The organism is Brevundimonas sp. AVps5, from assembly GCF_058681515.1.
In genome coordinates this window covers 2,799,866-2,823,348 of the sequence record NZ_CM178740.1, presented here as the reverse complement: position 1 = coordinate 2,823,348, position 23,483 = coordinate 2,799,866, and the positions used below count along the sequence as shown (strand labels likewise).

Sequence of the window (23,483 nt, the reverse complement as noted above, 5' to 3'; positions counted from 1 at the left end):
TGCCTTGGTTTGGGCCGCCGCTATGGTAGGTTAACGAACGTCGTTTCACGTCGTTCGGAGCCCGGCCATGAAGATCCTGCGGTTCGTTCTGGTCCTAGCCGTGATCGGCTATGCGGGCTGGCTGGCCTGGCCCTTCATTTCTCCCTTCTTCGAGGGTGCCGAACCCGCAGTGGCGACCGAGCGGGCCTCGGCCATGGTCGAGGCCGGCGGCGGCATCCCGCAGGCGGTGTTCTGGATCGGGGCGGTCGTCCTCTACCTGATCGCGGCCTTCATGCTGGGTTCGGGCAATCCCCGGGCGGCGGTCGCCTATTTCCTCGGCTTTCTCGCTGACGCCGCCCTGCGGCTGGCCATCGACCGCTCCAGCGGCGGCGGGCCGGCCAGCGCCTCGATCCAGGCCGACACCTACGCCGGCGGGAGCGAGATCGCCCGGCGGTCGGCCGAGGCGGTGGCACCGGTGGGCTTGCCCGTCGATCCGACGTGGCTGGTGCTGGGCGTCCTGCTGGTCGTGGGCCTGATCATCGTGGCCGTGTCACGACGGAGGACGCGACGGCGCACGTCCGGTCATCTCGCCGCCTGACGAGCACTCCTCGCCGGACACCGACTCGCTTCCCATATGCGCCACAGTGGTTGACCGGGACGGGTCAGGCGCTAGGACAGCGGCCGACTCCCCGTCCGTGACCGATACAGAGGTTTCCATGGCAGACGCCGCCCCCGCCGCAACCGCTTCCTATGACGTCGTGATCATCGGCGGCGGACCCGGCGGCTACAACGCCGCGATCCGGGCCGGCCAGCTGGGGCTGAAGGTCGCCTGCGTCGAGAAGGGCGAAACTCTGGGCGGCACCTGTCTGAACGTCGGCTGCATGCCGTCCAAGGCCCTGCTGCACGCCTCGGAACTGTTCGAGATCGCCAACAAGGAGTTCGGCACCCTCGGCATCGACGTGGGCACGCCCAGGGTCAACCTGCCGCAGATGATGAAGCAGAAGGCCGAAAGCGTGACCGCCCTGACCAAGGGCATCGAATTCCTGTTCAAGAAGAACAAGGCCGACTGGATCAAGGGCACGGGCAAGATCGCGGGTGTGGGCAAGGTCGAGGTGACCGCCGCCGACGGAACCGTCACGACCCTGACAGCCAGGGACATCGTCATCGCCACAGGCTCGGAGCCGACCCCCCTTCCCGGCGTGGAATTCGTCGAGGGCAAGATCATCGATTCCACCGGTGCCCTGTCGCTCCCCGCCATCCCGAAGAAGCTGATCGTCATCGGCGCGGGCGTGATCGGACTCGAGCTCGGCTCGGTCTGGCGTCGTCTGGGCTCCGAGGTCACGGTGGTGGAGTTCCTCGACAAGGTCGGTGCCGGCATGGACGCCGAGGTCGCCACGGCCTTCCAGCGCGGCCTGACGAAACAGGGCATGGTCTTCAAGATGGGGACCAGGGTCACCTCGGCGAAGGCGGCCAAGGACGGCGTCGTCCTGACGCTCGAACCCGCGGCCGGCGGCGCGACCGAGACCCTCACCGGCGACGTGGTGCTCGTCGCCATCGGCCGCCGTCCCTACACAGCGGGCCTCGGCCTTGAGAGCGTAGGCATCGAGACCGACCAGCGCGGCTTCCTCAACAACGACCACCTGAAGACCGGCAAGGACGGCATCTGGGTCATCGGCGACGTGACTCACGGCCCGATGCTGGCCCACAAGGCGGAAGAAGAGGCTGTCGCCGTCATCGAATACATCGCCGGCAAGGCGGGTCACGTCGACTACGACCTGGTCCCGAGCGTCATCTATACCGGACCCGAGGTGGCTTGGGTCGGCAAGACCGAGGAACAGCTCAAGGCCGCGGGCGTCGCGTTCAAGAAGGGCAAGTTCCCGTTCAGCGCCAACTCCCGCGCCAAGATCACCCATGAGACCGAGGGCTTCGTGAAGGTCTTGGCCGACGCCACGACCGACAAGGTCCTGGGCATCCACATCTTCGGCCCTGCGGCGGGCGAACTGATCGGCGAGGCCTGTATCGCCATGGCCTTCGGCGGTTCGTCGGAGGACATCGCCCGCACCTGCCATGCCCACCCGACCCGCTCGGAAGCCGTCAAACAGGCGGCCATGGGAGTCGACGGCTGGACGATGCAGGCCTGACCCCGCTCAGCGCGTCCGACGTCGCCTGAGGGTGCCGAAGGCCACGCGCGACAGGGCGAAATCCAGGGTCACGCTGTCGAACTGGCACAGGATATCGGCCCCGATCAGCAGGGCCGGCGACTGCTCGAGCCCCAGCGCAGTGAAGATGTGCAGGTCCGAGAACACCAGGTCGGCCGGGCCGAACCTCCGGTTGGCCACCCGCAGATCCGAAACCCGGTGCGACACGCCCTCCAGGGCGTGTCCGGTCACGCCCAGAATGCGCCGTGTGATGGTCTGCGGGTCACCGGACCGGGTCCTGCGCCCGATGGCGTCGAGCAGGGCCGTGTTGCCGATCGAGTATTGCGACCCGCTGTCGACGAAGGCGTCGATCCGGACGCTCTCCACGTCGGTCGGCAGCAACAGCTGGCCGAACCGGCCCTGACGCGCGCGGACAGACGCCCGCCGGATACGCGTGCCTGTCAGACCATCCGTCGGGTTCATCGATATGAAATTAGGCCGGATGGCCTCCAGAAATACGCCCTGACGCCGGAAATCGACCATCAACCGATACTCCGACAGGACGTCCAGGCCTACCAGCCCATAGGCCCCCAGTGCCCTCAGCGGAAATGTCGGGGCGACCAGTTCCTCGAACTGCCGTCCGGCGAAGGCCATCCGACCGACCCTCACCGTCGGGGCGATCTCGACCGAGGTCACGCCGTGGATCAGGATCGGCGGACCGGCCGGCAGGGCCAGCATCGCCGCCAGTTCGGTGGACACCACCGTCCGCTCTGCTCCGGTATCGATGACGAAAGGCCGGGGTTCGGTCCCGTTGACGCTGACCAGGGCCGCCATCCGGGTGATCAGGTTGACGCTCAGGGCCGTCAGCTCGGCCTCGTCAGGCTCCTGCCGGGCCAACGCCGGCCCCGACGCGCATGCCGAGGCGAGGCCGCCGAGCAGGATACGGCGGTTCAGTTCTGAATAGCCGGCCGTTACGGGTCCATCACGCATGTGTGGCCCTCCCCGCTGCTGGTGCCGCAACGCTAGGCCGGAGCGGGCCGGGTGGCTAGGACGGGCGGGTTAAGGATTCGTCATGTCCGGGAGCCCGGCCGTCGCGCTCCCGACAGGTTGTTCCGGAATGCAATCGAACGGTGTAGAGTTTCTGTCCGAATGGAGATTCCGATGCTGTCGATTCTGCTCCTTCTCGCCACCGCGCCCCAGTCGACGATCTCCGTGATGCCGCCCGCGCCTGCGCCCGTACCCGGAGGGCAGGGCGGGATGCGGGTTCTGGGTCAGCCGGGCCCCGGCTGCGCCGCGTTGGCGATACCCGCGAATGCTCCGGATGTGGGCAGCACGCTGCTTTGGCGCGAGGGCCAGGACCGGGTCGGTCACTATCTGCTGCTCGACCGCTATGTCGGCGGCTGTCCGGACCCGATGTATGCCAGATACAGCGTGCCCGGCTCAAACGCTGTCGGGCGCGAGGTCGGCCGGACTCCGGCGTCCCCGTCGGCAGCCGTCCCCCGCCCCTAGGCCCTCGGATGCGCCGCGGCATAGGCGCCCAGAAGATGGGCGGCGTCGACGGCGGTGTATTTCTGGGTGGTCGACAGACTGGCGTGGCCCAGCAGTTCCTGAATGCTGCGCAGATCGGCGCCCGCACCCAGCAGATGGGTCGCGAAACTGTGCCTGAGCGCATGGGGCGTGGCGCTGGCCGGCAGGCCGAGGCGGCCGCGTAGTTTCTGCACCGTCGCCTGAACGTGACGGGCGCTGAGCGGGCCGCCACGCCGGGCGCGGAACAGGGCGTCCGACGGCTCTAGCGGGAAGGGCTGGGCGGCGAGGGCGGCGTCCACGGCCGAGCGGACGGCGGGCAGGACCGGCACGATCCGGGTCTTGCCGCCCTTGCCCGTGATGCGCAGGCTTTCTGGCATGGGGGCGTCGGCGCGGGTCAGGCTGAGCGCCTCCGAAATCCGGAGGCCGCAGCCGTAGAGCAGCGACAGCACGGCGGCGTCGCGCAACGCCTCCCATGGTTCGGCGTCGGGATCGAGGGCGGGCTCGGCCAGCATGCCGCGCGCCTGGTCGGCGCTGACCGGGCGGGGCAGGGAGGGCTTGACGCGAGGACCGCGCACCAGGGCCAGCTGGGGCGCGGGCGTGTCGCAGCGACGGTCCAGGAAGACGTGGAAGGTGCGGATCGCCGACAGGGTCTGGCTGAGCGACCGGGCGGTGAGCGGCCCACTGTTGCTGGAGTTGGCACCGGAGCGCCGCTCGGCCAGGTGGGCGCGCAATTCGGCGGGGGTGACAGAGCCGAGGTCTGCCAGACGCTGCGGTTCGCCACGATGGCGATCGAGGAAGGCGAGATAGAGCCGGCCGATGTGGCTGTAGGCTTCCAGCGTGCGGGGCGAGAGCCGGCGTTCGTGCGCCAGATGCTCGAGCCAGGCGGAAAGGGCTTCGGACGAGGTCAGTTGAGAATGGGCCAACGTTCGGCCGTGCGTTCGACGACCCGGGCGATGAAGGCGACCAGTTCGCAGCCCATGCCGGGGGAGAAGCCCTCTTCCTCGGATGAGGCGAAGGCGCAAAGGGCGGGGCGGCCCACCTCTGCGCGTTCGCCGCCGAGGTGGGGAGCCATGCGGATCAGGGCGATGGACTTCGCCAGTTCCGTCGAGGGGCCGAACAGGTCGAGGCCCTCGAACATGGGCCCAAGCCAGGTCAGGCCGTGGTCGCCGAGCAGGGCGTCGACGCCGCCGCCCTCCAGCCCGCGCCAGCCGAAGGGCACACCGCCCGGTTTCTCGATGGCGATCGCGGCGCCGGCGAGGCCGAAGCGGCCCTGCGCAACCGCATCCAGCCTGCGGGCGAGGTCGGAGTGGTTGCGGGATTCCATCAGGTCCAGGGCCGCGACATGGGTCTGGGTCTGGGCGGCGAAATTGGCCCGGGCGACGGACTCGATGCGTTTCCTGGCATCGGCTTCACGCTCGGCGGCTTCCTCGAGCCGTGTCAGGGCGGCGCGGCCGAACTCGACGACGTTGCGGCCGTGCGGTTTGAGCCCGATCTCTTCAAGCAGGGAGCGGTCGTCGGCCAAGGTCTGGGGGTTGGCCTGCAGCCAGGCGCGGACGTCTGGCCAGTGGAGTTCACTGGCGGCGAACAGGTCTGCGGTCTGGTCCCTGGACGTCAATTCGGCGCTCCTCCCGGAACGCCGGGCCCTATCTTTACAGGATCGACTGACCGGTCTTGCCCCAGTCCGCCAGGAAGGCATCAAGACCCTTGTCGGTTAACGGGTGCTTGATCAGGGCCTTGAAAGTGTCGGCCGGAAGGGTGGCGGCATCCGATCCGGCGAGGGCGGCGGCCGTCACATGGGCCGGGTGGCGCAGGGAGGCGGCCAGAATCTGGGTCTCGAACCCGTGGATGTCGTAGAGGGTCCGGATCTCTTCCAGCAGATCCGTCCCGACCGCGCCGTGGTCGTCGAGGCGGCCGACGAAGGGCGAGACGTAGGTGGCGCCGGCCTTGGCGGCCAGCAGGGCCTGGGCGGCGGAGAAGCAGAGGGTGACGTTGGTCTGGATGCCCTTGTCGGCGAAGTTGCGGGCCGCGCGCAGCCCGTCCCAGGTCAGGGGCAGCTTCACGACGACGTTCGGGGCGATGGCGGCGAGCTTGTCGCCTTCCTTGACCATGGTCTCGAAATCAGTGGCGACGGCCTCGGCGGAGATCGGGCCCTCGACCAGGGCGCAGATTTCGGCGATGACCTCGGCGATGTTGCGCCCGGACTTTGCGATCAGCGTGGGATTGGTGGTCACGCCGTCCACCATCCCGGTGGGCAGCATTTCCTTGATGACGGCGACGTCGGCGGTGTCGAGGAACAGTTTCATGGGCACGGCTTTTAACGGCGTAGGCAGGCGAGAGCGAGCCTCAAAATCCTCCCCCGACGGGGGCTTGCGGTCGGCTCGTTTACGAGCCGATCCTCAAGGCTCGAAGCGAAGTGTAGAGACGGAGGGGGCTCGCCCCGGATGCCGGCATGTGCGTCTGGCCCCCTCCACCCCCGCGCAAGCGCGCGGCGGTCCCCCTCCCCCGACGGGGGAGGAAGGGTGAAAGTCGCCTCGGTTCTCATTCCCCTGCCGGTGCAGGAAGCCTTCGATTACGAGGTGGCCGAGGGCATGGAACTGGCGCGCGGCGATCAGGTCGCCGTGCCCCTGGGGCCGCGGCTGATGCGGGGCATTGTGGCCGAGGTGCGTGAGACCACGGGGTCAAACCGGCGGCTGAAGGCAGTCGGGGCCCTGCTGGACGATCCGCGCCTGCCGCCGGGGACGGTGGACTTCGTGGAGTGGGCCGCACGCTGGACCCTGAGCCCGCCGGGCGAGATGGCGGCAACGGCCCTGAAGGGTCTGCGGGCACCGAGGCCCCGGCCGGAGCGGCGGCTCAGGCGCGTCGGCGACCGGGTCCCGGCGCGACCGACGGCCGGGCGGACGGCGGTACTGGAGGCGCTCGGCGAGAAGACCATGCCCGGGGCGGCGCTGGCGCAGGCGGCCGGGGTCTCGTCGGCGGTGATCAAGGGTCTGGTCGACGAAGGCGTGCTCCAGGTGGTGGAGATCGAGGCGGTGGCGGCCTTCGATGCGCCGGATCCCGACCATGCCCCGGCGACCCTGAACGCGGATCAGGCGGCGGCGGCGGATGCGCTCTCGACTGCGACTGAAGGCGGCGGGTTCAAGCCCTTCCTGCTGGACGGGGTCACGGGATCGGGCAAGACCGAGGCCTATCTGGAGGCGGTGGCGCGGACGCTCAGCCGTGACTCCACGGCCCAGATCCTGATCCTGCTGCCGGAGATCGCCCTGACCCAGGCCCTGATCGAGCGGATCACGAGGCGGTTCGGGGCCGCGCCGGCGGAATGGCATTCGGGCGTGGCCCCACCGCGTCGGCGGATGGTGTGGGAGGCGGTGGTCGCGGGCCGCTGCAACATCGTGGTCGGGGCGCGGTCGGCGCTTTTCCTGCCCTTCCCGAAGCTGAAGCTGATCGTCGTCGACGAGGAGCACGACGGGTCGTTCAAACAGGAGGACGGGCTGGTCTATCATGGCCGCGACCTGGCTGTGGCGCGGGCGCGGATCGAGGGTGCGGTGGTGGTCCTGGCCTCGGCGACGCCGTCGCTGGAGACTCTCTGGAACGCCCATCACGGCCGCTATGGCTGGCTGAAGCTGTCGAGCCGGCACGGGGCAGCGGTCCTGCCGCAGATCAGCCTGCTGGACCTGAGGCAGAGCCCGCCTGACCCCCAGACCTGGCTGTCTCAGCCGCTGCGGGAGGCGATCGGGGAGACCCTGCTGGCGGGGGAGCAGACCCTGCTGTTTCTGAACCGGCGGGGCTATGCGCCGGTGGTGCTGTGCCGGGCCTGCGGGCACCGGATGACCTCGCCGGACACCGACAGCTGGCTGGTCGAGCATCGCTACACCGGGCGGCTGGTCTGTCACCTGACCGGCTTCTCGATGGTGCGGCCAAAGCTGTGTCCATCGTGCGGGGCCGAGGACAGTCTGGTCTCGGTCGGGCCCGGCGTGGAACGGGTCGAGGAGGAGGTGCGCCAGCTGTTCCCCCAGGCGCGGACAGCGGTGTTTTCCTCCGACACCATCCCTGATCCCAGGGCGATGCGGGCACTGATCCAGCGGATGACCGACGGAGAGATCGACATTCTGGTGGCGACCCAGGCCGCGGCCAAGGGGCACAATTTCCCGCATCTGACCCTGGTCGGGGTGGTGGATGCGGACCTGGGCCTGCGCGGCGGGGACCTGAGGGCGGCGGAGCGGACCTTCCAGCTCCTGACCCAGGCGACGGGCCGGGCGGGACGGGCGGACAAGCCGGGGCGGGCGATCCTGCAGACCTGGACTCCGGAGCATCCTGTGCTGATGGCGCTGGCGGCCGGGGACCGGGACGCCTTCGTCGAGGCCGAGATGGCGGAGCGGGAGGCGGCCTCCCTGCCGCCGCACGGGCGGCTGGCGGCGATCATCCTGTCAGGGATCGATGTCATGGCCGTCGAGAAGGTCGCCAACGATCTGGCGGCGGCGATCCCGAACGCGGAGCGGCTGGAGGTCTATGGCCCGGCCGATGCGCCTCTGGGGCTGATCCGGGGACGGCGGCGGAAGCGGCTGCTGGTCCGGGCCGATCGGGATGTCGACCTGCAGGGGTTCCTGCGGTCGTGGCTCAGCCGGGTGAAGGTCCCGGGGTCGGTCCGGCTGACGGTGGATGTGGATCCGTACAGCTTCCTGTAGGGCCGGTTTCGTCCGCGTGTCCGGACGAAAAATACCCTGACGAAACGGACGAAACGGCTATTCGGGTGAGGGAAAACAAGGACTTGCGCGTGGGCAGCTTGTTCAGCGGACGAAAGTCGGGCTGACGACGCGCTTCGCGGATTGAGATGTCAAAGACCTGACGGGCACGTGGCGTCGACGGCTGGCGGACGCAAGAGGCGCGAGAGAATAAATTCCTTAGACCTGTTTCCTCCCTGCGCCGCAGGCGTGGGGAGGTGGCTCGAAGCGTAGCGAAGAGACGGAGGGGTTCTCAGCGGCGGCAAGAACCCCTCCGTCAGCTCGCGAAGGGCTCGCTGCCACCTCCCCATGCGCAAGCGCGCACAGGGAGGAGACTTGTGGCGTCAGCGCGGGCCGGTCAGGCGGATCTCGAACATCTTCGGCCAGTTCTTGCCGGTGACGAACAGACGGCGGTTGGCCGCGTCCCAGGCGATGCCGTTGAGGACGTCGTCGGTCGGATTGGCGACCGGGTCGGGCAGGATGCCGCTCAGGTCGATGACGCCGGCGACCATGCCGGTCGTCGGGTCGATGCGGACAATGTAATTGGTCTGCCAGACGTTGGCCCAGACCTCGCCCTCGATGAACTCCAGCTCGTTCAGCCGCTCCAGCGGCCGGCCCATGTAGGTGACGGGGACCGAGCCAGTCTGTTGCAGGGTGACGGGATCGAGGAAGCGCAGAGAGGCGCTGCCGTCCGACAGGATGACCCGGGTGTCGTCGTGGGTCAGGCCCCAGCCTTCGCCGGAATAGGAAAAGGTCCCGGCCGGCTCCAGATCGTCGATGTCCCAGACAAAGCCGTGCCCGCCCCGCCAGGTCAGGGTGAGGATGCGGTCGCCGACTGCGGTCAGGCCCTCGCCGAAGAACTGCACGTCCAGATCGCGCTTTTGCAGGACCACGCCGTCCTCGAGGCGCACGCGACGCACGCTCGATGGATGGCGGCCGGTGCTTTCCAGCAGGATGCCGTCGTGGAACTCCAGCCCCTGGGTGAAGGCGGCGGGGTCGTGCGGATAGGTGGCGACGATCTCGTAGCCGTAACGCGGCGGTCGGGCGGGCTGGGTCGCCGGCGCGACGGCCTGGGCGACGGGGGCCGCAGGTGCCGGCGTCTGTGCAACCACGGTCGGGGCGAAGGCGAGGCCGATCAGCCCCGCGAACGCCGCGACCGGACGGAACGCCCGCCCACGCATCAGTGCGCCGGGTCGGCGGCGGCTTCCGCCTCGGCTTCCCTGGCGCGCACTTCCGCCTGATCGGCGACCTGACGCGCGAGTTTGGCCTTCTCCTGCTTGGAGGTGGCCGAGCGCCCCATCATGTTCAGCGCCTCCACACCGGCCGAGAAGGCCATGGCGGCGTAGATATAGCCCTTGGGCACGTGGAAGCCGAAGCCGTCGGCGATCAGGACCAGGCCGATCATCAGCAGGAAGCCGAGGGCCAGCATGACCACGGTCGGGTTTTTGGCGATGAAATTGGCCAGGGGGTCGGCGGCCAGCAGCATGACGGTGACGGCGGCCAGGACGGCCACGACCATGATCGGCAGGTGCTCGGTCATGCCGACGGCCGTCAGGATGGAGTCGATCGAGAAGACCAGGTCCAGGATGATGATCTGAACGATCGCAGACCCGGCGTTGGAGATCATCACGTCCTTCTTGTCGAGGACGTCGTGCGACGGCGTGGGATCGACCGTGTGGTGGATTTCCTTGGTCGCCTTCCAGATCAGGAACAGGCCGCCCGCGATCAGGATCAGGTCCTTCCACGAGAACTCGTTGCCCATGACCGAGAAGACCGGCTGGATCAGGCCGACCAGCCAGGCGATGATCGACAGGAGGGCGAGGCGCATCACCAGGGCCAGGCCGATGCCGATGCGGCGGACCCGCTGGCGATGCTCGGGTGCCAGCTTGTTCGACAGGATCGAGATGAAGATCAGATTGTCGATGCCGAGCACGACCTCCATCACCACCAGGGTGACGAGGGCGGCCCATGCGGCCGGGTCGCTAAGCAGCGGGATAATGCTGTCGAACATCAAGGTCTCTCTGGCGGGAAGAATTTTCCCTGTAGCGCACGCCGCGCGGCGCAGTTCAAGCCCAAGCTAGGCTGCAGGCCGCGTCGAAACCACTTCCGGGACCTGATCGACCAGGGCCCCCGCCCCGCCGCCGGCCATCACCGCGGCCCGGACGGCGGCGTGGCTGGCCGGGCTCTGGGCCTCGACGTAGATGCGGCCGGCCTGGGGGTAGGCGGCGCGAATACGGTGCTCCAGCCGGGCGACCGTGTCCTCGACCTCGGCGGCGGTGAGGCCGTCGCGGAAGTCGAGGCTGAGACAGACGAGGATTTCGTTGGGACCGAAATGCATGGTGCGGGCGTCGTTCAGCCCCATGACCCCGGGCGCCCCGCGGGCGATGGCCTCGATGCCTTCGCGGGTGGCGGGATCGGCCGCCTCTCCGGTCAGCAGGCTCTGGCTCTCGACGGCGAGGAAGGCGGCGGTGACCGCCAGGATGAGGCCGATGACGACCGAGGCGACTCCATCCAGCACCGGCAGACCGAACAGATGGCTGCAGACCACCCCGACCAGGGCGACGACGAGACCGGCCAGGGCGGCGGTGTCCTCGAACAGGACGGTGAAGATGGTCGGGTCCTTGGACGAGCGAATGGCGGCGAAGAAGGGCCGGCCCTCGCGTTCCGTGTTGAAGGCGTTCAGCGCCACCAGCCAGGATGCGCCCTCGAACAGGACGGACAGGCCCAGCACGACATAGTTGACCCAGGCGTTCTGGATCGGCTCGGGCGACCGGATCCGCTCTATGCCATGTGTGATGGAGAGGACCGCGCCGACACCGAAGATCAGGACCGCGACCACGAAGGTATAGAAATAGAGCTGCAGCCCATGGCCGAACGGGTGGCTGACGCTTGCCGGCCGGGCGGCCCGTCTGAGCCCGATCAGCAGGATGATCTGGTTGCCGGTGTCGACGGCCGAGTGGATCGCTTCCGACATCATGGCGGCCGAGCCGGTGAACAGGGCGGCACCCAGCTTGGTCACGGCGATGGCCAGATTTCCGGCCAGGGCTGCGAAGATGACGTTCTTTGAGGTGGAAGCTGCCATAATGTCGCAGGAAGGAAAGCGGGTGCGACCGTATCGTTCCCCGGCTTCGGTTGCGACGGCGAAAAGCCCATGCTATCAGGCGCCCGGCTTCCAGGGGGCGTTTCTTACGAGACGGCCCTTGGCGTGCTTTCCTTAAGCATTACAAGCCTTTGACCGGCGCGAGCTTCGCGGCCGATCGTTTGAACAGATACGCATAGCGGACGGACAGGCCTTGGCTGACGATTTCAGAACGACGGAAGTCGGCGCGCGCTACGCACAGGCGCTGTTCGACCTGGCCCTGGAAACCGGCCGCCTGGAGGCCGTTCGCGCCGACCTGAACTCGCTGAAGGCCGCCTGGATCGAGAGCGCGGACCTGCGCCGCCTCGCCCACTCGCCGGTCATCGCCGCCGAAGACCAGCAGAAGGGGCTCGTCGCCATCGCGACCAGGGCGAAGTTCGAGACCACGACGAAGAATTTCCTCGGCCTGCTGGCGCAGAACGGCCGCGCCCGCGACCTGGGCGCCGTGATCACCGGTTTCGAAACCCTGTATTCGGCCCATACCGGCGCCGTCGCCGCCGAAGTCGTTTCGGCCGTGGCCCTGACCGCCGCCCAGACCACCCACATCCGCTCGGCCCTTTCCAAGGCGCTGGGCAAGACCCCCGAGATGACCGCTCGTGTCGATCCGTCGATCCTGGGCGGGCTGAAGGTCAAGGTCGGCTCGAAACTGTTCGACGCCTCGCTGAAGACCAGGCTCGACCAGATGAAGTTCGCCCTCAAGCGGGCCTGACCTGAACTGCAATCCGCCGCTGGCGGGAAACGCCAACACTGCTGATCGGCTCTGCCGATAGCGCCAAGACAGCCGACGACGCCAACAGCGCCGAACGACAAGACAGAGAGACAGACATGGACATCCGCGCCGCCGAAATTTCGGCCATCCTCAAGTCCCAGATCGCCAACTTCGGCGTGGAAGCCGACGTCTCGGACGTCGGTCAGGTCCTGTCGGTCGGCGACGGCATCGCCCGCATCCACGGTCTGGACAACGTCCAGGCCGGCGAGATGATCGAATTCCCCAAGGCCGGCGTGAAGGGCATGGCCCTGAACCTCGAGCGCGACAACGTCGGGGCCGTGATCTTCGGCGCCGATGCCCAGATCGCCGAGGGCGACGAGGTTCGGCGCCTGGGCGAGATCGTGGACGTGCCGGTCGGCAAGGGCCTGCTGGGCCGCGTCGTCAACCCGCTGGGCGAGCCGATCGACGGCAAGGGCCCGATCCAGTTCACCGAGCGCCGCCGCGTGGACGTGAAGGCTCCGGGCATCATCCCCCGCAAGTCGGTTCACGAGCCGATGCAGACCGGCCTGAAGGCCATCGACACCCTGATCCCCGTCGGCCGCGGCCAGCGCGAGCTGATCATCGGCGACCGTCAGGTCGGCAAGACCGCCGTGGCGATCGACACCATCCTGAACCAGAAGTCGATCAACGTCGAAGGCGCCTCGGAGAGCGAGAAGCTCTACTGTATCTACGTCGCCATCGGCCAGAAGCGCTCGACGGTGGCCCAGATCGTCAAGACGCTCGAGGAGCGCGGCGCCCTGGAGTATACGATCGTCGTCGCCGCCACGGCCTCGGAGCCGGCCCCGCTGCAGTTCCTGGCCCCGTTCTCGGGCACGGCCATGGGCGAATATTTCCGCGACAACGGCATGCATGCCCTGATCGTCTATGATGACCTGTCCAAACAGGCCGTCGCCTATCGCCAGATGTCCCTGCTGCTGCGCCGTCCGCCGGGCCGCGAAGCCTATCCGGGCGACGTCTTCTATCTTCACAGCCGCCTGCTGGAGCGTTCGGCCAAGCTGAACGAGGACAACGGTTCGGGCTCGATGACCGCCCTGCCGCTGATCGAGACCCAGGCCAACGACGTTTCGGCCTATATCCCGACCAATGTGATCTCGATCACCGACGGCCAGATCTTCCTGGAATCCGACCTGTTCTACCAGGGCATCCGCCCGGCCGTGAACGTCGGCATCTCGGTGTCGCGCGTGGGCTCCTCGGCCCAGATCAAGGCGATGAAACAGGTCGCCGGTTCGATCAAGGGCGAGCTGGCCCAGTACCGGGAAATGGCCGCCTTCGCCAAGTTCGGCTCGGATCTGGACGTCTCGACCCAGAACCTGCTGGCCCGCGGCGCGCGCCTGACGGAACTGCTGAAGCAGCCGCAGTACTCGCCGCTGACCGTCGAGGAACAGGTCGTGTCGATCTACGCCGGCACCCGCGGCTTCCTCGACAAGATCGCAGTGGCCGACATCGCCCGTTTCGAGAGCGAACTGCTGGCCCGCATGCACTCGGCGCACGCGTCGACGCTGGCCGCCATCAAGTCGACCAAGGCCCTGTCCAAGGAGCTGGAAGCCGAACTGAAGGCCGCCATCGAAGCCTTCGCCAAGACCTTCGCGTAAGACCGCGACGTGTCGCAGCCCAAACCCCTTGAGGCCTGGTCCGGCGCCTTTGGCGACGACTACACGCGGCGTAATGCGTTGACGCAGGACGCCGTGCGGGGTCGTGCGCGCGCGTTGGCCCGGGCCTTGTCGGCGGTTGAGGGCGACATGCCGAAGAGCGTGCTTGAGGTCGGAACCAACCGGGGCCTGAACCTGGCCGGGCTGTCCTCACTGGTCGACGGCGACATCTGGGGTCTGGAGCCCTGCGCCTCGGCGCGTGAGGCCGCCGTTGCCGACGGCGCGATCGCCGCCGATCGGATGCTGGCGGGCTTCGGGCACGAAATTCCGCTGGCGGACGGCGCGGTCGATATGGCGATGACGTCCGGCGTCCTGATCCACGTCGATCCGACCCTGCTGGAACAGACGATGCGCGAGATCCATCGCGTCTCGGCCAAATACATTCTCTGCATCGAGTATTTTTCATCCACGCCGCAGACCATCCCGTATCGAGGGGAAGAGGGCCTGCTGTTCAAGCGGGATTTCGGGGGGCTGTACCTCGACCTGTTCCCCGACCTGCGGCTGGTGGACTACGGCTTCTTCTGGAAACGGACGACGGTAATGGACGACAGCAACTGGTGGCTGTTCCGCAAGGCGGGCGACTGACATGGCCAGCCTGAAGGAAATGCGCAATCGGATCGGAAGCGTGAAGTCCACGCAGAAGATCACGAAGGCCCTGAACATGGTCGCCGCGGCCAAGCTGAAACGCGCCCAGGACCAGGCCATCGCGGCGCGTCCCTATGCCCTGAAGATGGCCGCCGTGATCGCCAACCTGGCGGCCGGCGTCTCCGGCGACGGCGCGCCCAAACTCCTGGCCGGCACCGGCAAGGACCAGAAGCACCTGCTGGTCGTGGCCACGGGCGACAAGGGTCTGGCGGGCGGTTTCAACTCCAACGTCATCCGCGCCGCCAGGGACCGGATCAACAGCCTGATCGCCGGCGGCAAGGACGTGCGGATCATCGCCGTGGGCCGCAAGGTCCGCGACGGCCTGACCCGCCAGTTCGGCAGCCGCATCGTGCGCACGTTCGAGCTCTCGGAGCACAAGGTCATCGGCATGAACGCCGCCGAGCCGATCGCCGAGCTGATCGCCTCCGAGTTCGAGGCCGGTAACGCCGACGTCGTGACCCTGTTCTACAGCCGCTTCCAGTCCGTCATCTCGCAGGTGCCGACCCCGAAACAGCTGATCCCGGCCGTCGTCGACGGCGACGCCGCCCCGATCGACCTGAATGGCGCCGTCTACGATTACGAGCCGTCGGAAGAGGAAATCCTCGACGTCGTCCTGCCGCGCAACATCACCACCCAGGTGCTGGCTGCGCTGTACGAGAACCAGGCCAGCTTCTTCGGGGCCCAGATGGGCGCCATGGACAACGCCACCCGCAACGCGGGCGACCTCATCAACGCCTTGACGCTGAGCTACAACCGCAAGCGCCAGGCCCAGATCACCACCGAACTGATCGAGATCATCGCCGGCGCGGAAGCGCTCTGATCCTCCGATCCTGACAGAACACACGATAAACGGACCGCACCCGATGACCGACACCGTCGCCAAGAAACCCGCCGCCCCCAAGAAGCCCGCGGCTTCCAAGGCTCCCAAGGCTCCCGCCGCCTCCGCGACCGGCAACGCCGTCGTCACCGCCGGCACCGGCGTGGGCAAGATCGCCCAGGTCATCGGCGCCGTCGTGGACGTCGAGTTCACCGGCCAGCTGCCGGCGATCCTCAACGCCCTGCAGACCCAGAACGTCGACCAGAAGACGGGCGAGCCCTTCACCCTGGTCCTCGAAGTCGCCCAGCACCTGGGTGAGAACATGGTCCGCACCATCTCGATGGACACGACCGAGGGCCTGACGCGCGGCCAGGCCGTCGTCGACACCGGCACCTCCATCCTGGCCCCGGTCGGACCCGGCACGCTCGGCCGGATCATGAACGTCGTCGGCCAGCCGATCGACGAAGCCGGCCCGATCCAGACCACGATGTACCGCCCGATCCACCGCGAGGCCCCCACCTTCGAAGAGCAGTCGACCAGCTCCGAGATCCTGGTCACGGGCATCAAGGTCATCGACCTGATCTGCCCCTACACCAAGGGCGGCAAGACCGGCCTGTTCGGCGGCGCCGGCGTGGGCAAGACCGTGACCATGCAGGAACTGATCAACAACATCGCCAAGGCTTACGGCGGTTATTCGGTTCTGGCCGGCGTGGGTGAACGCACCCGTGAAGGCAACGACCTGTATCACGAGATGATCGAGTCCAATGTGAACGTCGCCGGCGGCGGCGAAGGCTCCAAATGCGCCCTCGTCTACGGCCAGATGAACGAGCCTCCCGGTGCCCGCGCCCGCGTCGCCCTGACCGGCCTGGCCCAGGCCGAGTATTTCCGCGACGAAGAGGGCAAGGACGTTCTGCTCTTCATCGACAACATCTTCCGCTTCACCCAGGCCGGTTCGGAAATGTCCGCCCTGCTGGGTCGTATTCCGTCGGCCGTGGGCTATCAGCCGACCCTGGCCACCGAGATGGGCAACCTGCAGGAACGCATCACCTCGACCAAGAAGGGCTCGATCACCTCGATCCAGGCCATCTACGTTCCCGCCGACGACCTGACCGACCCCGCGCCCGCCGCCTCGTTCGCCCACCTTGACGCGACGACCGTGCTGAACCGCGACATCGCCGCCCAGGCCATCTTCCCGGCCGTGGACCCGCTCGACTCGACCTCGCGCATCATGGACCCGCTGGTCATCGGCGAGGAACACTACCGCGTCGCCCGTTCGGTCCAGGAAGTTCTGCAGCAGTACAAGGCGCTGAAGGACATCATCGCCATCCTGGGCATGGACGAGCTGTCGGAAGAGGACAAGCTGGTCGTCTCGCGCGCCCGCAAGATCTCGCGCTTCCTGTCGCAGCCCTTCTTCGTGGCCGAACAGTTCACCAACTCGCCCGGCAAGTTCGTCTCGCTGGAAGACACGATCCGCTCGTTCAAGGGCATCGTCGCCGGTGAGTACGACCACCTGCCTGAAGCCGCCTTCTACATGGTCGGCCCGATCGAGGAGGCCGTCGAAAAGGCCGCCAAGCTCGCCGCGGACGCCGCATAAACATGGCCGGGAAGCTTTCTTTCTCGCTGGTGTCGCCTGAGCGTGAGGTCTTCAGCGGCCTCGTCGATCAGGTCGACGCGCCGGGCGTCGAGGGTGACTTCGGCGTCCTCGCCGACCACGCGCCCTTCATGACCGCCCTGCGCGAAGGCCCGGTCGTCGTGTTCGACGGCACCTCGAAGCGCACCTTCGAGGTCAAGGGCGGCTTTGCCGACGTGACCCCCGCCGGCCTGACCATCCTGGCCGAACAGGCCTCGGAAGTGGCGGCGGCCTGAAGCCTTGTCATCCTCGAAGCCGCGCAGCGGCTATCGGGGACGGCGGTGCTCCATGATTATCCCTCCCGGAAAGCGCAGCGCGCCTGTCCGGGAGCAGGGCTGAAGCCAACGGTCTCCCGGTTCAGCTCTCCGAGATGCCCGGGAGTTTTCGTTTGAAGCCCGTCCCGGCCCTCCGCTTCGCTCCGGCCGGGATGACAAGGTGCGCCGTCCACCGCTTCGGGCCAGAGCATGATCGTTTCTGGTGGACCCGCCTGGCGGGTCCGACATGAAGCGTGAATCATGCTCTCGCTTCAATCTGGAGCCTGATTCACGGCATCAGCGGAATCGCGAAGCGATTCCACCTCAGCCGATCAGGCTCTAAGGACCGTGCATGACCCTCCCTGATCTTGTCGGCGTCGTCGGCGTGCTGTGCATCCTGACGGCCTATGCCGGGGCCACGGCGAAGAAGCTGGATCCGGCGCAGGCACCCGCCCTGTTGCTGAACCTGACCGGGGCCCTGCTGATCCTCGTGTCGCTGTATTTCGACTTCAACCTGTCGGCCGTGCTGATGGAGGGTGCCTGGGCCATGGTGGCCGTCGTCGGGCTGGTTCGTCTGGCGTTCCAGCGACAAGGCTGAACGTTGTCCCTGCGCGCTGACATGGCTTGCGCGGCTTGAGGGCGAGGTTTGTGCGCTTCCGAGCTTCGCGTTAATTGAGCGCCATGCTGGAGCTTCGACCCAATTGCGAATGCTGTGACCGGGACCTGCTGCCTGAGAGCCCGGACGCCCGGATCTGCACCTTCGAATGCACCTTCTGCGCCGACTGTGTGGCGGGGCCGTTGAAGGGGGTCTGTCCGAACTGCGGCGGCAACTTTGTGCCGCGTCCGATCCGGCCCGCCGGGGCGCTGGCGCGGTTTCCCGCCCGTCTGACCCGGGTCACGCGAGCGACCTGTCCCTGACGGTTTCCGACGGAATCGTCGGTTGACGGCCGGCCCTCTGGCTCCGCCTCGCTGCAATGGCTAGGCTTTCCGCATCTTCAAGGGATACGCCATGACGCGCCCTCGCCTGATCGCCTTCGCTCTCGCCCTGGCCTGCACGGCAGGGCCGCCTGCCGTCGCGCAGATGAACGACTCGCAGCCCGCCGACGCCCTGCTGCATGCGGTGCGCAATGTCTGTGGGCCCAACGTCGCCGGACGGCTGCCGTTCGACATCCTGAACGCCGACCTGAACGGCCCCAAGGTCGTTCTGGCCGATGCTTCGGGCGATCCCGCCACGCTCGCCGCCTTCCACGACATGGAGACGGATCGGGTGGCGTTCGGCTTCGTGGTCTCGGACACCGGGCGGATCAACATCGGCGTCGACGAAACCCTGGCCTGGTGCCGTGTGGCCGCGCTGGATGTCTCCCCGGCGGACGTTGAGGCCATGAAGGTCGGGCTCCAGACCCTCGACGACTGGTCCGAGACGGGTCAGGTCGCGCCGGGCGTGACCCAGTTTCTGGCCACCCTGGATGGGGACATCGTCTTCGTCCGCGTCGCCGATCCGGCCGTCGCCCCCGGCTTCGGCTCCTCGGCCGGCCTGATCGTCACCGTGATGAACCCGGCGGCCCAGGAAGACTAAGGCCCACGGCGGCTGAGAGATCGCCGATCTGCCACTGGCGTCTCCTCTCAAAACCGGTCTACCTGTCAGTTCAGGAACTGGAGAACCGCCATGAAACTCAACCCTGCACTCGCCCTCGTCGCGAGTCTCGCTACCCTCGCCGGCGGCCCGGCCCTGGCCCAGACCGCAGCCGCCACGCCTGCAGAAGCCTTCGGCTACGCCGTCACCCAGGTCTGTGCCAGGAATGCCTTCGGCGATCTGCCGTTCAACCCGCCTTCGGCGGCGCTCACGGCTGCGAATGTCCAACTGGTCGACGGGGGCAGCGACCCTGACGTTCGGGGAGCCTTCCACGACATGCCGGTGACCATCGACTATGGGGCGGTCTCGTCCGCGTCCGGCCAGATCGTCATCGGTGCGGACGAGGCCGGATCCTGCCGGGTGGCAGCGATCAATGTCACAGCCGCCGAGGTCGAGGCCATCCAGGCCGCCATGCGTGCCGGATCGGACGGCTGGACTCCGATCTCCAACGATCCCGCCAAGGGCGAGACAACCTACTCCGGCTCCATCGGTGGCGAGGACGCAATGGTGGCCGCCCTGGTCCCGCCTGCCGGGTCGAACTGGGGCAAGGCCGGCATCATCGTCACAGTGATGAATCCCGCTGCGGGTTCCTGACCGGACTCAATCCCCGCGCGACGGCGTGTCTTGCACGCGCGTCGCGAAGGGGGCGAAGGCCGCGACCACCTGTTCATAGGCCGCGCGCTTGAACGGCACGATGAGGTCGCAGGCCTCAGTCAGGTCGCCCCACCGCCAGGCGTCGAACTCGATCTCGTCGTGCTGGTCGAGGCGGATCTCGGCCTCGTCGCCGGCGAAGCGGAAGGCGAACCAGACCTGTTTCTGGCCGTCCCACGGCTTGCGGCCGTCGCGCCTGTGCTGCGCCTTCAGGGCTTCGGGGAAGTCGTAGACGGTCCAGCCCTCGGTGCGGGCGATCAGGTCAGCGGAGACGACGCCGGTCTCTTCTTCCAGCTCGCGCCGGGCGGCGGCTTCCAGATCCTCGCCCTCGTCGACGCCGCCCTGGGGGAACTGCCAGGCGTGGGCACCGTCCTGGCCGGCGCGGTGGCCGAACCAGACCTTGCCGTCCCGGTTGAACAGGACGACGCCGACGTTCGGGCGGTGGCGGGGGAAGGGGTCAGGCATGGGGGAGTAGGCAGTAGGCAGTAGGCAGTAGGAAGCAAGGAGAAATCGGGTGGCCCGCCATCCGTGCGCTGGCCAACAAGCAGGCTGGGCAAGATCCTACTGCCTACTGCCTACTGCCTACTGTCTGCGCGTCAGCGCCCCGCCCGCTGCGTCATCGCCGAGGCCGGCGCGAGCTGAAGGCCGCGCGCGTCCAGACCGGCGGTCCAGCGGGCGGCGGCCTCGACCGTGACCGGATAGGCGAAGCCGGTGCCCAGGGCCGCGCCCCGCGTCTTGGCGGCGGCCTCGAGGGCATTCAGGCGGCCGATGATAGCGGCGGGGGTCTGGGTCTCGTCGATGATGGTGTCGGCGCTGGCGCGGGCCCAGGCGCCGGGCCTGCGGCGGGCCGAGCCGTCGTCGAGGAAGGCGACGCCGCGCTGGCGCAGGGTTCCCAGGAAGGCGGCCATGCCCGTGTCCGAGGTCACGAACCGGTCGCCGAGATAGTTGGTGACGCCGAAATAGCCGGTCGCGCGGCCCAGGAGCCAGTTCATCTTCGCCGTGACGTCGTCGGGCGTGGCGTTGGCGAGCAGGGTATAGGGGCCGGGATCGTTGTTGGGATAGCCGGTCGGCTCCATCGGAATCTCGATCATGACCTCGTGGCCCTGGGCGCGGGCGAGGTCGATCCAGCCCTGAAGTCCCTGGGCGTAGGGCACGAAGGACAGGGTCACATCGGCCGGAAGGCGTTCGATGGCGGCGCGGGTGGTGACGGCGTTGAGGCCGAGACCGCCGACGATCAGGGCGACGCGCGGCTTGCCGTTGGACTGGAAGGGGCGGGCATAGGCCTGGGCCGGGACACGGCCGTCGGTGGCGATGACCGGCAGGGCACCTTGCGGACCGGGCTGGCTGAGGCCGGCGATCGGGGCCTCGGCCAGGGGTGAGGCGGGCAGGGCGGGTGCGGCGATGGCCGAGCCGCCGGCGACGGTGGCCCCGTCGGGCAGGGTGATCAGGGCGTCGCCGCCAGCCGCGCCGGAGGGGTCGCCGATCGGATCGCCGCCGAGACCCTGCCAGGCGGCGAACCCGCCCATGGAGAAGGCTTCAAGACCGGAGGGGGCGGGGGCGGCGGGGGCCTCGGCCGGGGCCTCGCGATGCAGGGCGACACGGGCGGTCGGGGTTCCCGCGCGCGGATCGCCGAGCACCGTCAGGAACAGGGCGACCGTGCCGAGCAGCAGCAGGCCTGCGGCACCGACGGCGACCGGTGGCTTCCTGAATACGGCGAGGGCGGACTTCAGGTCGAGCTTCGGCAGCCGGCCCGTGGGCGCGGCACCGGCCGTGGCGGCGAGGGCGGACTGACGCTTGGCGAACATGGACGGCGAACGCTCTGGAAGCTGGCGACCGGACGGATTCCGGACGACGATCATCGCCTGCGACTATGAACGGACGGCGGTTAAGAAAGCCTAACGCGCCGTTATCCATGTTTACGGTCGGTCAGAGCGAATGCTCGAGGGCGCAGACCTGGGTGGCCAGTTCGATGAAGCCCGGGGTGCTTTCGCTCCAGACCTCGCCGGTGGTCGCGGTCCCGTGCCCGATTTCCGAGCCATCGGCTGCGTAGTTCATGCCGGCCGCCCAATCCGCGGTGCGCGCGGCACAGTGGAAGGTGATCTCGTGGATCGAGTACGCGACTGTGATCGAACGGTTCTCGACCGGCAGGGGTGTGACGTAGCGAGCGAGCACCGACGTCGTGTGGGTGTCGCCGTTGACCGTCACGTCACTGGACGTGAACGACCAGGCGGCGAAACTGTCGGACCCGACGCCCTCATAGGCGGAAAGGTCTTGCGGGGCGACCAGCGCCAGGGCGGCGGCGAGCAGCAGCGGGATCATGTTCGAACTCCGTGGTTATGCGAAGGCAGGATTCCGCCGATGGTGACGCTTTGCAAGCCGGGAAAGGCCCGTTTCCGGATCAGTCCCCTTCAGGTTCCTCGGTCGACTCGACGGCGGCGACCTCGACGGTCCCGTCGCTGATCACGATGCCTTCCGGAGCCGCGGCGAGGCGGGTCAGGTCGCCGCCCGCGCGCAGGACGTCGAGGGCGCGCTGCAGCTGGTAGTCGGCGTCCTCGTCATAGGCCTCGCCCGGCGCTTCGCGCGGGGTGTGGGCGCCCTTGCGCTCGGCACCGATGGAGGCGTCGAGGGCGGTGGCGTAGGCGGCCTCGGAATAGATGAAGCTGGAGCGGGAGACGATCCGGGCCTCGGCCTCGGTGCGGGCGACTTCCAGGTCAGGCTCGATGCCGATCTTCTGGATCGAGGCCCCGGACGGGGTGTAGTAGCGCGCCGTCGTGATCGACAGGGCCCCGTCGCGACCGCCGCCCAGCGGGATGACGGTCTGGACCGAGCCCTTGCCGAAGCTGGTCAGGCCCACAAGCGTCGCCCGCTCCTGATCCTTCAGGGCGCCGGCGACGATCTCGGACGCCGAGGCGGATCCATAGTTGATCAGCACCACCAGAGGCAGGCCGCCGGTCAGGTCGCCCGGACGGGCGGCGTAGCGTTCGATCTGGTCGGGCTTCCTGCCGCGCTGGCTGACGATCTCGCCGCGCTCGAGGAAGGCGTCCGACACGTCGATGGCCGCCGTCAGCAGTCCGCCGCCGTTGTTGCGCAGGTCGAGGACGAAGCCCTTCACGTCGGGACGGTCGCGCTTGATCTTCGCGATCGCGGCCGTCAGTTCGCGGCCGGTGTTTTCGTTGAAGGTCGAGATGCGCAGATAGCCGAAGTCGCCCTCGATCCGGCTGGTGACGGACTCAACCTTGATGACCTCACGGACGAGCGTGACCTCGCGCGGCTCCTCGCCGTCGCGCAGGAAGGTGACGGAGACCGAGGTGCCCATGGCGCCGCGCAGTTTTTCCGACACCTGGGACACGGTCAGGCCCGAGGCGTTCTGGCCCTCGATGGCCGAGATGACGTCGCCGGCCTGGACCCCGGCGCGGGCGGCGGGGCTGTCGTCCATCGGCGAGATGACCTTCACCAGACCGCCTTCGGCCGTGATGGTCAGGCCGACGCCCGAATATTCGCCGCTCGTCCGCTCCTGCAGGTCCTCGAACCCCTCAGGCGGGAGATAGTTGGAGTGGGGGTCCAGCGCGGTCATCATGCCCGCGAGGGCCGCCTCGATCAGTTTCTTGTTGTCGACCGGGACGACATAGGCCTGTTCCACCACGGCCAGGACGTCGCCGAACAGCTGCAGCATCCGGAAGGTTTCGTTGCGTGGCGTCTGGGACGCCACGGTCATGCCGCTGAGACCAAGGGCCGCGACGGCGGCGCCGGCGATGAGCAGTTTACGCATTCGGTCTCTTTCGGAGCCGCCGGAAGGCGGCGAGGCGGGAAGTCAGGCGGGGGACCTCACGATGAAATCGTGGCGGCCCCGCGTCCGCTGGATAAAATCAGCGTCATGCGGGCTTGGGAAGCGGTTTCGGCTTTGGGGAGGCAATAGGCAGTAGGCAGTCGGCAA

25 protein-coding genes are annotated in these 23,483 nt (G+C 68.0%); 14 read left to right on the top strand and 11 right to left on the bottom strand.

Annotated features, from left to right (window positions below; translation table 11 throughout):
* Positions 1-67 precede the first annotated feature (67 nt).
* Together ACW18A_RS14300 and lpdA are read left to right on the top strand one after the other, a co-directional pair.
* Complete coding sequence (locus ACW18A_RS14300; RefSeq protein WP_492022376.1) at positions 68-577, top strand: hypothetical protein; 510 nt, start codon at positions 68-70, stop codon at positions 575-577.
* Between the two features lie 118 nt (positions 578-695).
* Complete coding sequence (gene lpdA / locus ACW18A_RS14295; RefSeq protein ID WP_492022375.1) at positions 696-2,120, top strand: dihydrolipoyl dehydrogenase; 1,425 nt, start codon at positions 696-698, stop codon at positions 2,118-2,120.
* A gap of 6 nt (positions 2,121-2,126) precedes the next feature.
* Here the strand turns inward: lpdA and ACW18A_RS14290 are convergent, their stop codons facing one another.
* Complete coding sequence (locus ACW18A_RS14290) at positions 2,127-3,107, bottom strand: retropepsin-like aspartic protease (RefSeq protein WP_492022374.1); 981 nt, start codon at positions 3,105-3,107, stop codon at positions 2,127-2,129.
* A 171-nt stretch (positions 3,108-3,278) separates the two neighbouring features.
* On the opposite strand from ACW18A_RS14290, the gene ACW18A_RS14285 reads away from it, so the two are divergent.
* Positions 3,279-3,626 carry a hypothetical protein gene (locus ACW18A_RS14285; protein WP_492022373.1) on the top strand — a complete coding sequence of 116 codons (348 nt, stop codon included), beginning with the start codon at positions 3,279-3,281 and terminating at the stop codon, positions 3,624-3,626.
* On the opposite strand, the gene ACW18A_RS14280 is transcribed toward ACW18A_RS14285, so the two are convergent.
* Genes ACW18A_RS14280 through fsa form a run of 3 tightly spaced genes read right to left on the bottom strand, consistent with a single transcriptional unit; the run spans position 3,623 to position 5,947 of the window.
* Entirely contained in the window at positions 3,623-4,567 is a 945-nt protein-coding gene (locus ACW18A_RS14280; protein WP_492022372.1) for a tyrosine recombinase XerC, read from the bottom strand. The two genes, ACW18A_RS14285 and ACW18A_RS14280, sit on opposite strands and share 4 nt — an antisense overlap.
* Positions 4,549-5,259: a DUF484 family protein gene (locus ACW18A_RS14275; protein WP_492022371.1), complete on the bottom strand. Its 711-nt coding sequence runs from the start codon at positions 5,257-5,259 to the stop codon at positions 4,549-4,551. Before ACW18A_RS14275 ends, ACW18A_RS14280 begins: the two co-directional genes overlap by 19 nt.
* Before the next feature lie 34 nt (positions 5,260-5,293).
* Positions 5,294-5,947 carry a fructose-6-phosphate aldolase gene (gene fsa / locus ACW18A_RS14270; RefSeq protein ID WP_492022370.1) on the bottom strand — a complete coding sequence of 218 codons (654 nt, stop codon included), beginning with the start codon at positions 5,945-5,947 and terminating at the stop codon, positions 5,294-5,296.
* Between the two features lie 216 nt (positions 5,948-6,163).
* Between fsa and ACW18A_RS14265 the strand changes: the two genes are divergently transcribed.
* Positions 6,164-8,326 carry a primosomal protein N' gene (locus ACW18A_RS14265; RefSeq protein WP_492022369.1) on the top strand — a complete coding sequence of 721 codons (2,163 nt, stop codon included), beginning with the start codon at positions 6,164-6,166 and terminating at the stop codon, positions 8,324-8,326.
* 380 nt (positions 8,327-8,706) lie between these two features.
* Here ACW18A_RS14265 and ACW18A_RS14260 read toward each other — a convergent pair whose 3' ends face one another.
* From ACW18A_RS14260 to ACW18A_RS14250, 3 genes are all read right to left on the bottom strand, one after another.
* Entirely contained in the window at positions 8,707-9,543 is an 837-nt protein-coding gene (locus tag ACW18A_RS14260) for a glutaminyl-peptide cyclotransferase (RefSeq protein ID WP_492022368.1), read from the bottom strand.
* Positions 9,543-10,373, bottom strand: a complete 831-nt coding sequence (locus ACW18A_RS14255) for a TerC family protein (protein ID WP_492022367.1) — start codon at positions 10,371-10,373, stop codon at positions 9,543-9,545. The genes ACW18A_RS14260 and ACW18A_RS14255 overlap by 1 nt, the downstream gene beginning before the upstream one ends.
* 66 nt (positions 10,374-10,439) lie before the next feature.
* Entirely contained in the window at positions 10,440-11,444 is a 1,005-nt protein-coding gene (locus tag ACW18A_RS14250; protein WP_492022366.1) for a cation diffusion facilitator family transporter, read from the bottom strand.
* 211 nt (positions 11,445-11,655) lie between these two features.
* Here ACW18A_RS14250 and ACW18A_RS14245 point away from each other — a divergent pair, with 211 nt between their 5' ends.
* The 10 genes from ACW18A_RS14245 to ACW18A_RS14200 all read left to right on the top strand — a co-directional run bounded on the left by ACW18A_RS14245 (position 11,656) and on the right by ACW18A_RS14200 (position 19,492).
* A complete protein-coding gene (locus ACW18A_RS14245; RefSeq protein ID WP_492022365.1) occupies positions 11,656-12,210 on the top strand; it encodes a F0F1 ATP synthase subunit delta in 555 nt (184 codons plus the stop codon).
* Positions 12,211-12,326: 116 nt separating this feature from the next.
* Positions 12,327-13,862, top strand: a complete 1,536-nt coding sequence (gene atpA / locus ACW18A_RS14240) for a F0F1 ATP synthase subunit alpha (protein WP_492022364.1) — start codon at positions 12,327-12,329, stop codon at positions 13,860-13,862.
* A 9-nt stretch (positions 13,863-13,871) separates the two neighbouring features.
* Positions 13,872-14,504: a pseudaminic acid biosynthesis-associated methylase gene (locus ACW18A_RS14235; protein WP_492022363.1), complete on the top strand. Its 633-nt coding sequence runs from the start codon at positions 13,872-13,874 to the stop codon at positions 14,502-14,504.
* Between the two features lies 1 nt (position 14,505).
* Positions 14,506-15,384 (top strand): F0F1 ATP synthase subunit gamma, encoded by an 879-nt coding sequence (locus tag ACW18A_RS14230; protein WP_492022362.1) that lies wholly within the window; start codon positions 14,506-14,508, stop codon positions 15,382-15,384.
* A gap of 43 nt (positions 15,385-15,427) precedes the next feature.
* The gene (gene atpD, locus ACW18A_RS14225) at positions 15,428-16,975 is read left to right on the top strand and encodes a F0F1 ATP synthase subunit beta (RefSeq protein ID WP_492022361.1); all 1,548 of its coding nucleotides are present in this window, start codon (positions 15,428-15,430) and stop codon (positions 16,973-16,975) included.
* Positions 16,976-16,977: 2 nt separating this feature from the next.
* On the top strand, positions 16,978-17,247 hold the full coding sequence (locus ACW18A_RS14220; RefSeq protein ID WP_492022360.1) for an ATP synthase F1 subunit epsilon: 270 nt from the start codon (positions 16,978-16,980) through the stop codon (positions 17,245-17,247).
* 370 nt (positions 17,248-17,617) lie between these two features.
* Positions 17,618-17,863 carry a CBU_0592 family membrane protein gene (locus ACW18A_RS14215; protein ID WP_492022359.1) on the top strand — a complete coding sequence of 82 codons (246 nt, stop codon included), beginning with the start codon at positions 17,618-17,620 and terminating at the stop codon, positions 17,861-17,863.
* Positions 17,864-17,946: 83 nt separating this feature from the next.
* The gene (locus ACW18A_RS14210) at positions 17,947-18,183 is read left to right on the top strand and encodes a DUF1272 domain-containing protein (protein WP_492022358.1); all 237 of its coding nucleotides are present in this window, start codon (positions 17,947-17,949) and stop codon (positions 18,181-18,183) included.
* 91 nt (positions 18,184-18,274) lie between these two features.
* A complete protein-coding gene (locus ACW18A_RS14205; RefSeq protein ID WP_492022357.1) occupies positions 18,275-18,841 on the top strand; it encodes a hypothetical protein in 567 nt (188 codons plus the stop codon).
* 90 nt (positions 18,842-18,931) lie between these two features.
* Positions 18,932-19,492: a hypothetical protein gene (locus tag ACW18A_RS14200; protein WP_492022356.1), complete on the top strand. Its 561-nt coding sequence runs from the start codon at positions 18,932-18,934 to the stop codon at positions 19,490-19,492.
* 6 nt (positions 19,493-19,498) lie between these two features.
* Here the strand turns inward: ACW18A_RS14200 and ACW18A_RS14195 are convergent, their stop codons facing one another.
* The 4 genes from ACW18A_RS14195 to ACW18A_RS14180 form a co-directional block, all read right to left on the bottom strand.
* On the bottom strand, positions 19,499-20,014 hold the full coding sequence (locus ACW18A_RS14195) for an RNA pyrophosphohydrolase (RefSeq protein WP_492022355.1): 516 nt from the start codon (positions 20,012-20,014) through the stop codon (positions 19,499-19,501).
* A gap of 131 nt (positions 20,015-20,145) precedes the next feature.
* On the bottom strand, positions 20,146-21,354 hold the full coding sequence (locus ACW18A_RS14190; RefSeq protein WP_492024402.1) for a divergent polysaccharide deacetylase family protein: 1,209 nt from the start codon (positions 21,352-21,354) through the stop codon (positions 20,146-20,148).
* 121 nt (positions 21,355-21,475) lie between these two features.
* The gene (locus ACW18A_RS14185) at positions 21,476-21,868 is read right to left on the bottom strand and encodes a hypothetical protein (protein ID WP_492022354.1); all 393 of its coding nucleotides are present in this window, start codon (positions 21,866-21,868) and stop codon (positions 21,476-21,478) included.
* Between the two features lie 79 nt (positions 21,869-21,947).
* Positions 21,948-23,318: a S41 family peptidase gene (locus ACW18A_RS14180; RefSeq protein ID WP_492022353.1), complete on the bottom strand. Its 1,371-nt coding sequence runs from the start codon at positions 23,316-23,318 to the stop codon at positions 21,948-21,950.
* Positions 23,319-23,483 lie beyond the last annotated feature (165 nt).